This is a genomic window from Bradyrhizobium sp. UBA2491 (assembly GCF_002341725.1).
Lineage (GTDB): Bacteria > Pseudomonadota > Alphaproteobacteria > Rhizobiales > Xanthobacteraceae > Bradyrhizobium.
The window spans coordinates 46458-58214 of sequence record NZ_DDOP01000043.1 but is presented as its reverse complement, the minus strand read 5'-3'; the positions used below and the strand labels follow the sequence as shown (position 1 = coordinate 58214).

At 64.0% G+C, this 11757-nt stretch carries 13 protein-coding genes; 6 read left to right on the top strand and 7 right to left on the bottom strand.

The window, feature by feature from the left end; translation table 11 throughout:
- The 3 genes from B2W55_RS14520 to B2W55_RS14510 form a co-directional block, all read left to right on the top strand.
- A partial coding sequence (locus tag B2W55_RS14520) for a hypothetical protein (protein WP_291532232.1) occupies nt 1–260 on the top strand: 260 nt, incomplete at its 5' end.
- On the top strand, nt 257–1864 hold the full coding sequence (locus B2W55_RS14515; RefSeq protein WP_024581228.1) for an MDR family MFS transporter: 1608 nt from the start codon (nt 257–259) through the stop codon (nt 1862–1864). The genes B2W55_RS14520 and B2W55_RS14515, both read left to right, overlap by 4 nt.
- A 28-nt stretch (nt 1865–1892) precedes the next feature.
- Nucleotides 1893–2351, top strand: coding sequence for a carboxymuconolactone decarboxylase family protein (locus B2W55_RS14510; RefSeq protein WP_024581229.1), 459 nt, complete (start codon nt 1893–1895; stop codon nt 2349–2351).
- A 137-nt stretch (nt 2352–2488) separates the two neighbouring features.
- Here the strand turns inward: B2W55_RS14510 and B2W55_RS14505 are convergent, their stop codons facing one another.
- The 7 genes from B2W55_RS14505 to B2W55_RS14475 all read right to left on the bottom strand — a co-directional run bounded on the left by B2W55_RS14505 (nt 2489) and on the right by B2W55_RS14475 (nt 8257).
- Nucleotides 2489–3355 (bottom strand): D-amino-acid transaminase, encoded by an 867-nt coding sequence (locus B2W55_RS14505; RefSeq protein WP_024581230.1) that lies wholly within the window; start codon nt 3353–3355, stop codon nt 2489–2491.
- A 201-nt stretch (nt 3356–3556) separates the two neighbouring features.
- Nucleotides 3557–4288, bottom strand: a complete 732-nt coding sequence (locus B2W55_RS14500) for an amino acid ABC transporter ATP-binding protein (protein ID WP_024581231.1) — start codon at nt 4286–4288, stop codon at nt 3557–3559.
- 193 nt (nt 4289–4481) lie between these two features.
- On the bottom strand, nt 4482–5174 hold the full coding sequence (locus tag B2W55_RS14495) for an amino acid ABC transporter permease (protein WP_024581232.1): 693 nt from the start codon (nt 5172–5174) through the stop codon (nt 4482–4484).
- 2 nt (nt 5175–5176) lie between these two features.
- Nucleotides 5177–5908 carry an amino acid ABC transporter permease gene (locus B2W55_RS14490; RefSeq protein ID WP_024581233.1) on the bottom strand — a complete coding sequence of 244 codons (732 nt, stop codon included), beginning with the start codon at nt 5906–5908 and terminating at the stop codon, nt 5177–5179.
- A gap of 126 nt (nt 5909–6034) precedes the next feature.
- Complete coding sequence (locus tag B2W55_RS14485; RefSeq protein ID WP_024581234.1) at nt 6035–6952, bottom strand: amino acid ABC transporter substrate-binding protein; 918 nt, start codon at nt 6950–6952, stop codon at nt 6035–6037.
- Nucleotides 6953–6980: 28 nt separating this feature from the next.
- Complete coding sequence (locus B2W55_RS14480; protein WP_029879108.1) at nt 6981–7844, bottom strand: alpha/beta fold hydrolase; 864 nt, start codon at nt 7842–7844, stop codon at nt 6981–6983.
- On the bottom strand, nt 7841–8257 hold the full coding sequence (locus tag B2W55_RS14475; RefSeq protein WP_024581236.1) for a hypothetical protein: 417 nt from the start codon (nt 8255–8257) through the stop codon (nt 7841–7843). Before B2W55_RS14475 ends, B2W55_RS14480 begins: the two co-directional genes overlap by 4 nt.
- Before the next feature lie 362 nt (nt 8258–8619).
- On the opposite strand from B2W55_RS14475, the gene B2W55_RS14470 reads away from it, so the two are divergent.
- From B2W55_RS14470 to B2W55_RS14460, 3 genes are all read left to right on the top strand, one after another.
- Nucleotides 8620–9585 (top strand): Bug family tripartite tricarboxylate transporter substrate binding protein, encoded by a 966-nt coding sequence (locus B2W55_RS14470; RefSeq protein ID WP_024581237.1) that lies wholly within the window; start codon nt 8620–8622, stop codon nt 9583–9585.
- A gap of 141 nt (nt 9586–9726) precedes the next feature.
- On the top strand, nt 9727–10212 hold the full coding sequence (locus B2W55_RS14465; RefSeq protein ID WP_024581238.1) for a tripartite tricarboxylate transporter TctB family protein: 486 nt from the start codon (nt 9727–9729) through the stop codon (nt 10210–10212).
- A 9-nt stretch (nt 10213–10221) separates the two neighbouring features.
- Nucleotides 10222–11730: a tripartite tricarboxylate transporter permease gene (locus tag B2W55_RS14460; protein WP_024581239.1), complete on the top strand. Its 1509-nt coding sequence runs from the start codon at nt 10222–10224 to the stop codon at nt 11728–11730.
- Nucleotides 11731–11757: the final 27 nt, after the last annotated feature.

Genomic DNA, 11757 nt, shown 5'->3' with positions numbered 1-11757 from the left:
ACTACCGGGGCCTCGTCGATGATCTCGCCCGGGGCTTACCCCTCTCCCCACCCCTCCCCCCCAAGGGGGGAGGGAGCCTGACCAGCGTGCTCACCTCACTGGTCGACACATCTCTGCAAACCGAACGGCGAACCATCGCACGTCGCAAGCTCGATCGCGATTATCAATCAGAACGGAACAATCCTTCCAGTCTTTCCCGGATTATCGAAGCCGGCCGCCTAATGCATGTTGGTGATGCAAGCGAGAGAACACGCCGATGACCGCGCTCCAGCCCACAGCCAACGCCGCAGCCCTCACCGCCCCCGCAGCGCCAGCGGCGCCCGCGGTCTCCGCCAAGACCTGGATCGCGGTGATCGGCGCCAATCTCGGCGCGTTCATGGCGGTGCTCAACATCCAGATCGTCAACGCCTCGCTCGCCGACGTGCAGGGCGCGATCGGCGCGGGGATCGACGACGGCGGCTGGATCTCGACCTCCTATCTGATCGCCGAGATCGTGGTGATCCCGCTCTCCGGCTGGCTCGCGCAGGTGTTCTCGGTGCGCACCTATCTGCTCACCAACGCATTCCTGTTCCTAGTGTTCTCCGGAGCCTGCGCGCTGGCGCATGATCTGCCGCAGATGATCGCGCTGCGCGCGGTGCAGGGCTTCACCGGCGGCGTGCTGATCCCGATGGCGTTCACGCTGATCATCACGCTGTTGCCGAAGGCCAAGCAGCCGGTCGGGCTCGCGCTGTTCGCGCTGTCGGCGACCTTCGCGCCGGCGATCGGCCCGACCATCGGCGGCTATCTCACCGAGAACTGGGGCTGGCAGTACATCTTCTATGTCAATTTGGTGCCGGGCGCGATCATGATCGGCATGCTGTACGTCTCGCTCGATCCGAGCCCGATGAAGCTGTCGTTGATCCGCCAGGGCGACTGGCTCGGCATCATCACCATGGCGATCGGCCTCGCCGCGCTTCAGACCGTGCTGGAAGAGGGCAACAAGGACGACTGGTTCGGCTCGCCCTTCATCGTCCGCCTGTCGGTGATCGCGGCCGTGGCGCTGGTCGCCTTCCTGATCGTCGAATTCACCGTGGAGAAGCCGCTGCTCAATCTGCGCCTGCTCGCCCGCCGCAATTTCGGCTTCGGCATGCTGGCGAACTTCCTGCTCGGCATCGCGCTGTACGGTTCGGTGTTCATCCTGCCGCAGTATCTGTCGCGCATCCAAGGCTACAACGCCGAGCAGATCGGCATGGTGCTGGCGTGGACCGGGCTGCCGCAGCTCTTGCTGATCCCGCTGGTGCCGCGGCTGATGCAGCGCTTCGACCCCCGCATCATCATCAGCGTCGGCTTCGCGCTGTTCGCCGGCTCCAACTTCATGAACATCTTCATGACCAACGATTATGCCACCGACCAGCTATTCTGGCCCAACATCGTCCGCGCCATCGGCCAGGCCCTGGTGATGGCGCCGCTTTCGGCGGTGGCGACCGCGGGCATTGAGCTCGAGAACGCGGGCTCCGCCTCGGCCTTGTTCAACATGATGCGCAATCTCGGCGGCGCGGTCGGCATCGCGGTGTTGCAGACGGTGCTGACCAAGCGCGAACAATATCATTCCAACGTGCTGATGCAGTCGGTCTCACTGCTCGAGCAAGCGACACGGACCCGGATCGAGCAGTTGACGCAATACTTCATGAACCACGGCGTCGCCGACCAGGCCGCGGCCACCCACCGCGCGATCGCGGCGATCGGCAATGTGGTGCAGAAGCAGGCTTACATCCTTGCCTTCAGCGACACCTTCTATCTGCTCGGCGCGGCGCTGATCGTGGCGCTGGCCGCGACACTGTTGTTGAAGAAGCCGGGCCAGCTCGCCGGCGGGGGTGCGCACTAACAAGCAAGCACAACCAAGGAGAACGACCATGAAAGCCCGCATGAATTTCTACCAGGCCGCCCCCGACACCATCAAGGCGCTCGTCGCCGTGGAAAACGAGATCGCCGCGAGCGGCCTCGAGCAATCGCTGATCGAGCTGGTCAAGACCCGCGCCTCCCAGATCAACGGCTGCGCCTATTGCATCAACATGCACACCGAGGACGCCCGCAAGCATGGCGAGACCGAACAGCGGCTCCATCTGCTCAACGCCTGGCGCGAGTCGCCGCTCTACAGCGAGCGTGAGCGCGCGGCGCTGGCCTGGACCGAAGCCTTGACGCTGGTGTCAGAAACGCATGCGCCCGACGCCGACTATGAGGCGGTGCAGGCCGAGTTCACCGACGGCGAACTGGTCAACCTGACCGTGCTGATCGGCGCCATCAACGCCTGGAACCGGATCGCGATCGGCTTCCGCGCGGTGCATCCGGTGAAAGTGAAGGTGACGGCGTGAGACCCCTCCTTCGTCATTCCGGGGCGCGCCAATTGGCGCGAGCCCGGAATCCATACTCACGATCGTGGTTATAGGTTCCGGGCTCATCGCTTCGCGATGTCCCGGAATGACGAGAGGAGAGTTCTGCGCAGTCCACCCTAAACCGCCGTCGCCTTGGCGAACTCGACATAGATCTCGCGCAGACGATCGGTGATCGGGCCGACCTTGCCATTACCGACCTGCTTGCCGTCGATCGCGACCACGCCCTGCACGAACACTGAGGCGCTGGTGATGAAGGCTTCCTTGGCGGCGAGCGCTTCCTCGACCGTGAAGGCGCGCTCCTCGATGCGAAGCTGGCGCTCCTCGGCGAGCTTGACCACCGCCTTGCGGGTGCAGCCGGGCAGGATCTCGTTGCCGTTCTGCCGCGTCACGATGACGTCGTCCTGGGTGACGATGAAGGACGAGGACGACCCTCCTTCGGTGACCTTGCCGTCCTCGATCATCCAGGCCTCGCCGGCGCCGGCCGCCGCCGCGGCCTGCTTGGCCAAGACCTGCGCGAGCAGCGCCACGCTCTTGATGTCGCGCCGCTCCCAGCGGATATCGGGCACAGTGATGACGTTGATGCCGGTCTTGGCCGAGGGCGCGTTGATGATGTCCTTTTCCGAGGTGAACATCACGAGCGTCGGCTTGACGTTGGCCTCCGCCTTTGGAAAGGCGAAATCCCGGCCCTTGTCGGCGCCGCGGGTGACTTCGAGATAGACCATGCCATTGACGAGGTCGTTGCGCTTCACCAGTTCCTTCTGGATTTCCTCGATCCGCTCCAGCGTCTCCGGCAGCGCCAGCTGGATCTCGCCGACCGACCGCTTCAGCCGCGCCAGGTGCGAGGCATTGTCGATCAGCTTGCCCTCGAGCACCGCGGCCACCTCGTAGATGCCGTCGGCAAACAGGAAACCGCGGTCGAACACCGAGACCTTGGCCTCGGAATGCGGCACGTACGAGCCGTTGACGTAAGCGATCTTTTCCACGCGAGTTCTCCTGCGGACGAAGGGGGAGTTTCAGGCCTTCGTATACGCAAAATGTTGACGGGGATAAACCCTTCCCGCCGTCATTCCGGGGCGCGCCGAAGGCGTGAGCCCGGAATCCATTCCACCGTGAATGGTGCGGCCCGATGGATTCCGGGCTCGCGCTACGCGCGCCCCGGAATGACGTGTGGGGAGGTCAACACCTCAATGCTGCAAGATCTTCGACAGAAACTTCTGCGCGCGGTCGCTGCGGGGCGTACCGAAGAAGTCGGCCTTCTTGGCATCCTCGACGATCTCGCCGCGGTCCATGAAGATGACACGGTCGGCGACCTTGTTGGCGAATCCCATTTCGTGGGTCACCACCATCATGGTCATGCCCTCGCGGGCCAGGTCGACCATGACGTCGAGCACCTCGCTGATCATCTCGGGGTCGAGCGCGGAGGTCGGCTCGTCGAACAGCATCGCGATCGGATCCATCGCCAGCGCCCGGGCGATGGCGACGCGCTGCTGCTGGCCGCCGGACAGTTCGGCGGGAAATTTCTTTGCGTGATCCTTCAGCCCGACGCGCTCCAGCAGCTTCATGCCCTTGGCCATGGCGTCGTCATGCTTGCGGCCGAGCACCTTCTCCTGCGCGAGGCAGAGGTTGTCGATGATCCGCAGATGCGGGAACAGCTCGAAATGCTGAAACACCATGCCGACGCGGGAGCGCAGCTTCGGCAGGTTGGTCTTGGGATCGTTGACCTTGACGCCGTCGAGGATGATCTCGCCGTCCTGGATCGGCTCCAGCGCGTTGACGCATTTGATCAGCGTCGACTTGCCCGACCCGGACGGGCCGCAAACCACGACCACCTCGCCCTTGGCAACGCTGGTGGTGCAGTCCTTCAGCACCTGGAAGCTCGGCCCGTACCATTTGTTGACGTGCTTGATCTCGATCATGATGGCTCAGCGGTTGAAGCAAATGCGGGACATCACCTCTCCCATGGGGAGAGGTCGGATCGCGCAAGCGATCCGGGTGAGGGGCTTGGCTCCATCGATGGACCAGAGCCCCTCACCCGGCGCTATGCGCCGACCTCTCCCTGTGGGAGAGGTGAAGGAGCTCGTGGCTCGAATTGATAGCCGCATGTCAATGCTACCTGACAATGGCGATACGCGATTGCAGGCGGCGGACGCCAAACGACGCGATACAGGAAATGACGAAGTAGACCAGCGCGGCGAACAGGTACATTTCGACCAGGCGGCCGTCGCGCTGCGCGACCTTGCTGGCGGCGCCGAGGAAATCCGGGATCGACAGCACGTAGACCAGCGAGGTGTCCTGGAACAGGACGATGGTCTGCGTCAGCAGTACCGGCAGCATGTTGCGGAACGCCTGCGGCAGCACGATGTAGCGCATCGACTGCGCATAGGTCAGGCCGAGCGCGCTGGCGGCGGCCGGCTGGCCGCGCGAGATCGACTGGATGCCGGCGCGCATGATCTCGGAGAAGTACGCCGCCTCGAATGCGATGAAGGTGATCAGCGAGGAGGCGAAGGCGCCGACCGCGATCGGCCGCGACGCGCCGGTCAGCCACTGCCCGATATAGGGCACCAGGAAGTAGAACCAGAAGATCACCAGCACCAACGGCAGCGAGCGGATGAAGTCGACATAGAAGCCCGCGATGCGGCCGAGCACCTTGTAGCTCGACAACCGCATCAGGGCGATCATTGTGCCGAACACCAGGCCGCCGAGCGTTGCGAGCGCGGTCAGCGTCAGCGTGAACCGCATGCCCTCGAAGAACAGGTAGGGCAGCGCGCGGCGGATGACGTCGAAATCGAAATTCGCGAGCATGGTCATTTGCCCGTGATGTAGCCGGGGATCGCCACGTAGCGCTCGAGGAAGCGCATCGCGGTCACCACGACGAAATTGAGGAGGAGATAGAGCACGGTTGCCGCGGTGAACGCCTCGAACACCTGGAACGAGAATTCCTGCATCGAGCGGGCTTGGCCGGTCAGTTCGATCAGGCCGATGGTGATGGCGACGGCGCTGTTCTTGATGGTGTTGAGGAACTCGGACGTCAGCGGCGGCAGGATGATGCGGAACGCCATCGGCAGCAGCACGTAGCGATAGCCCTGCACCGTGGTGAGCCCGAGCGCCGTTGCGGCCTGCTTCTGCCCGCGCGGCAGCGAGGAGATGCCGGCCTGCAATTGCACGGCGACGCGCGCCGACATGAAGAAGCCGATGCCGATCGCGGCGGTCCAGAACGGCGCGTTCGGCAACTGCTTCAGCCACAGCCCGGCGGATTTCGGCAGCAATTCGGGCAGCACGAAGAACCACAGGAACAGCTGCACCAGCAGCGGCATGTTGCGGAAGAACTCGACCCAGCAGAAGCCGATCCACGACGCCGTCCGCGACGGCAGCGTGCGCAGCACGCCGATCACGGAGCCGAAGATCAGCGCGATGACCCAGGCCAGCAGCGACACCTTGACGGTGACCACCAGTCCCGCCAGCAACAGGTCGAGATAGGTGCCGGTACCCATCGGGTTCGGCTCAAGGAAGATGTGCCAGTTCCAATTGTAGTTCACGTGTCCCCCGCGCTCCCGCGCCGATGACGCATTACGCCAACATCAAGCGTGGCGTCTATGCAAATGTCCGGCCATTCTCCTCCAGAATGGCCGGACACGCTTACGTTAGACTAACGGCTCTCGCGATCAGTTGACCAGATAGGCATCCGGATCGGGTGAATCCGACGGCTTGGCAAGCTGCTTCTTCATCTCCGGCCCCAACGGAACGTTGAGGTTCAGGCCCTTCGGCGGGATCTTCTGGTTGAACCACTTGTCGTAGAGTTTCAAGCCCTCGTCGCTGGTGTAGAGCGCGGCGGTGGCAGCATCGGCAACCTTCTTGAACGGCACGTCGTCCTTGCGCAGCATGATGCCGTAGGGCTCGGGCTTGGAGAATGCGTCCTTGGACAGCACATAGTCGCCCGGCGACTTCGAACTGGCGACCAGGCTCGCGAGCAGGATGTCGTCCATCACGAACGCCGCGGCGCGATCGGTCTCGACCATCAGGAAGGCCTCGGCATGGTCCTTGGCCGGGATGATGTTGATGTTCAGCCCGCGCGCGAGATTGGCCTCGGTGAGCTGCTTGATGTTGGTGGTGCCGGCGGTGGAGACCACCGTCTTGCCCTTCAGATCGTCGATCGAATTGATCTTGCTCGCCTTCTTCGTCACGTAGCGGCTCGCGGTGAGGAAGTGGCTGTTGGTGAACCAGACCTGCTTCTGGCGCTCGGCATTGTTGGTGGTCGAGCCGCATTCGAGGTCGACGGTGCCGTTTGCCATCAGCGGGATACGCGTCGCCGAGGTGACCGGGTTGAGCTTGACCTCGAGCTTGTCGAGCTTGAGCTCCTTCTTCACGGCATCGACGATCTTGTAGCAGATGTCCATGGCGTAGCCGACCGGCTTCTGGTTGTCGTCCAGATAGGAGAACGGAATCGAGGAATCGCGGTAGCCGAGCGTGATCACGCCGGTGTCCTTGATGTTCTTCAGCGTCCCGGTGAGTTCTTCGGCCTGCGCCTGGCTCGCGCCGAGCGCGGCAGCGAGCGCGAAGCCAATGAGATATTTGCGTGTCATACGTCTACTCCTTCGTGGAAACGGTCGATCAATGCGTGAGAATGTCGGCGAGGACGGGTGCGATATAGCGTCGAAACTGTTCGGGATTCTCGCTCATCGGAAAATGACCGAGCTTCTCCATGATCGTGACGCTGGCGCCCCCTATTGCCGCTGCGGTCCGCCTCGTGTCGTCGGGCGTGCAGGAGAAATCATACTCGCCCGTGAGCAGATAGAGCTTGCATACTTTAGTATCGATTGACGCGACCCGGCCGCGCAGGTCGCCGTCGACACGATAAAAGTAGAGGTCGCCCCTGAACACGCCGGGGCCGCCCTGCTTGTAGGCCCACAGCGTTTCCATCCGCGCGGGCTCCGGACTCTGCGGGGCAATCAGCCCCGACACCAGCGCCGCGCAGACCTCGCCGCCGTGAACGTCGGGGCGGTTCAGCCAGTCGGTGTCATACCATGGCGCCTGGAAATCGGCGGCCTCGAGCCCGATCAGCGCGCGGAACTCGGCAGCGTGCGCGATCGCGAGATTGAGCACGATGCGGCCGCCGATCGAGCAGCCCATCACGACCGGCTTCTCCAGCCGCAGCGCGCGGCAGAAGGCGCGGATCGTCTCGGTGTAGCGCGCGGTGGTGAGCTGGTATTCATCGCCGGTCCAGCTTTTCGGCGGATTCGACTTGCCATGCCAGGGCATATCGAAGGCAATGATGCGGAAGTTTTCGGCAAACTGCGCATCAACGAGCAGATGTCGCCACTGCCGCGCATCGGATCCCGCGGTGTGCAGGCAGACCAGCGGAATGCCCTGGCCGTGCTCCTCGAAATAGATCCGGTGCAGCTCGCCGCCGATCTCGACGTGAACGTAGCGGCCGACCATCGGCTCGATACGGCCGTTCACCAGGGTGCCACTCATGATGCGGCCGCCACGATCCGCTGCCGCGGCAGCGCCAGCAGGTCCTTGAAATACTGGAGATGCGCCATGAAGGGGTGCAGATCGCCTTCCAGCACCGCCTCGCCGCGCTTGGTCAGCGCCAGCAGATCGTGCCAGCCGGGCTTCGGCTCGGGCTGCCAATAGGCGGACCAGGCCTGCGGCGTCGCGCGATAGGCGAAGCGCCACGAGCGCATCAGCACCGGCGACGGCACCAGCTCGACGATGCGCCCGGCACGGATCGCAGCATGGAACGGCCGCGCCATCGGGCCGAGCAGGCAGTCGCAGTCCAGCAGTCGGCCGTGCCGGAGCAGCGCAGGCGCCTGATCCAGCAATGCGGGAAGGCCGGCAAACGCGCTGATGACGGCGTCGTCGGTAGCGTCAGGCGATGGCGTCATCGGGTGGGCAGGTTTCCTGCGACGGACGGTACCATGATGGCCGGAAGCGACGGTTCTCGCAAGGCACCGATGCCCTTGGGTTCCCTAGATAATTCGCTTGACCAAACCGGGCTTGCCGGTCAGCCGCACGCTTTCCCCATGCGGCCAGGGACTGCCAATCCGTCGGACCGGATGCCGATCTAATTCCGTCGCTCGGCAGGTCGCGGCAGACCAATTGTCGCAGCCGGCGCTTCGAGACCAATTCGCGCTTCCGTTGCCCGCCGCGTTCTGCAATGCGCTTTCATGTCCCTGCGATGACAGGGGCGATCATTGCCAATTCCGGACAAGACGGGGGTCGCGATCGGGCCCAGGGAGAGATCGAGATGTCGCAACGAAATCGCTTGATGGTCCTGCTCGCGGCCGCCGGCATGCTGGTGTCGGTTGCCGCGCACGCGCAGGATTATCCGACCAAGCCGATCACGCTGATCGTGCCATGGCCGGCGGGCGGCTCGACCGATATCTCGATGCGCGCGATCGCCGAGAGCGCCTCCAAGGTGCTGGGCCAGCCGATCGCGGTCGACAACAAGGCGGGCGGCGGCGGCACCGTGGGCCCGGCGACCATGGCCGCGGGCGCCAAGCCCGACGGCTACACCATCGCACAGCTTCCGATCACCGTGTTCCGCCTGCCGCTGATGCAGGAGGTGTCGTGGGATCCGGCGAAGGATTTCTCCTACATCATCCACCTCACCGGCTACACTTTCGGCGTCACCACCAATGCGGAGTCGCAGTTCAAGACCTGGCAGGACGTGGTCGATTTCGCCAAGAAGAATCCCGGCAAGGTGACCTATGCGACGCCGGGCACCGGCACCTCGCTGCATGTCGGCATGGAGCAGGTCGCCCTGATGGCCGGGATCAAGCTGACCCAGGTGCCGTTCAAGGGCGGTGCCGAGACCAACGCCGCGGTACTCGGCCAGCACACCATGCTGCAGGCGGATTCCACCGGCTGGCGGCCGCTGGTCGATGCCGGCAAGCTCCGCCTGCTGATGGTGTGGACCGGCACGCGCTCGCCGAACTATCCCGACGTGCCGACGCTGAAGGAGCTCGGCTATCCCATGATCTACGACTCGCCGTTCGGCATCGCCGGCCCCAAGGGCATGGACCCCAAGATCGTCGCCAAGCTGCACGACGCCTTCAAGAAGGCGATCGAGGACCCGGCGGTGATCGCGACGCTCGCCAAATACGACATGGTGCCGAACTACAAGAACACCGAAGACTACAAGAAGTTCGTGGTCGAGGTCACCGAGTCCGAGCGCAAGGTGATCGACACGCTCGGTCTGGCGAAGAAGTAGAGTTCAGTCCGCTACGACGGGACTCACAACGGGATGCGCGAGAACCACCCCCGGTGTCGTCCCGGCTTTCGCCGGGACGACGGGTGGGGAGATCATCCGCGCCGCCACCTCAGGACGACGGTGATCTAAGGGCCGCTTCATATGACAGACCAAACCAACGTCAAACTCCGCCTCAACAACTCCGAGCTGTGGGGCGGCCTGATCGGGCTTGCGCTCGGCATCTTCGTGCTCTGGTCGGGCCTGAAGCTCAAGCTCGGCACCATCAACGATCCCGGCTCCGGCTATGTGCTGTTCTATGCCGGCATCCTGATGTGCGTGTTCGCGACCTCGATCATCATCGCGGCGGTCACCGAGGGCGGCCCGACCTTCGCCTCACGCTGGCAGGATGCGCGCTGGGGCAAGCCGGTGCTGGTGATCGCCTGCCTCGTCGCATTCGCCTTCGCGCTGGAGCCGCTTGGCTTCCTGCTGTCGGCGATCCCGCTGATGCTGTTGCTGTTGCGCGTGATCGATCCGGTGCGCTGGTCGCTGGCGATCCCGCTGTCCATCCTTGCCCCGCTCGGGATGTGGTGGGTGCTGAAACACCTGCTCGCGATCCAGTTGCCGAGCGGCATGTTCGAGATCGGTTGAGCAAATCCCATGGATACTCTCGTCAACGTCGCCCACGGCCTCGGCGTCGCGCTGCAACCGGTCAATTTGATCTATTGCTTCATCGGCGTCTTCATCGGCACGCTGGTCGGCGTGCTGCCCGGCATCGGCCCGATCTCGGCGATGTCGCTGCTGTTGCCTGTCACGCTGTCGGGCACGCCGGAGTCCGGCATCATCATGATGGCCGGCATCTATTACGGCTCGATGTATGGCGGCTCGACCACCTCGATCCTGGTCAACATTCCCGGCGAAGCCGCCTCTGTCGTCACCTGTATCGACGGCCACCAGATGGCGAAGCAGGGCCGCGCCGGCCCCGCGCTCGGCATCTCCGCGTTCGGCTCGTTCATCGCCGGCACCTTCTCGCTGGTCGCGCTGATGCTGGTGGCGCCCTCGCTTGCCAGCGTCGCGATCGCCTTCGGGCCGGCCGAATATTTCAGTCTGATGGTGCTCGGCCTCGTGGTGCTGACCTTCCTCACCCAGGGCTCGATGGCCAAAGCGCTGCTGATGGCCTGCATCGGCGTCGTGCTCGGCTTGGTCGGGCTCGACAGCATCACCGCGCAGCCGCGACTGACCTTCGGCCGCATCGAATTGATCGACGGAATCGGCCTCGTGCCTGTCGTGATGGGCCTGTTCGGCGTCGCCGAGGTGCTGCTCAACACCGAGCAGGCGATCAAGCGCGACATCATCAAGACCAGGATCACGCAGTTGCTGCCGAGCAAGGAGGACTGGAAGGCCAGCGCCGGGCCGGTCGGCCGCGGCACCGTGCTCGGCTTCTTCCTCGGCATCCTGCCCGGCGGCGGCGCCGTGGTGGCGTCGTTTGCGTCCTACGCGCTGGAGAAGCGGCTGTCGAAACATCCGGAGCGCTTCGGCCATGGCGCGATCGAGGGCGTCGCGGGACCGGAATCCGCCAATAATTCCGCCGCCGGCGGCGCCTTCATTCCGCTGATGACGCTCGGCATCCCGCCGAACGTGGTGATGGCGCTGTTGCTCGGCGCCTTCGTGATCCACGGCTTGCAGCCGGGCCCACTGATGATCCAGCAGAACCCGACGCTGTTCTGGGGCATCATCGCCAGCATGTATATCGGCAATCTGATGCTGCTGGTGCTCAATCTGCCGATGATCGGCATGTGGGTGCAGCTGCTGCGGCTGCCCTACAACGTGCTGTTCCCGCTGATCATCCTGTTCACGATCATCGGCGTCTACTGCTCCAGCAACAACGTGTTCGACGTCCATGTCATGATCGCGTTCGGCGTGATCGGCTATTTCATGCGCAAGCTCGGCTACGAGCCGGCGCCGCTGGTGCTCGCCTTCGTGCTCGGACCGATGCTGGAGAACAACCTGCGCAAATCGCTGATCCTCTCGCAGGGCGACCTGATGACCTTCGTGGAGCGGCCGATCTCGGCGATCTGTCTCGCCTTCGCGTTGCTGCTGCTGGTCGGTCCGCTGCTGCCCTCGCTGCGCAAGAAGCGCGAGATGGTGGCGCTGGATGAGGGGGCGTGAGCCAACACATGACGTTCACCTTCGTTT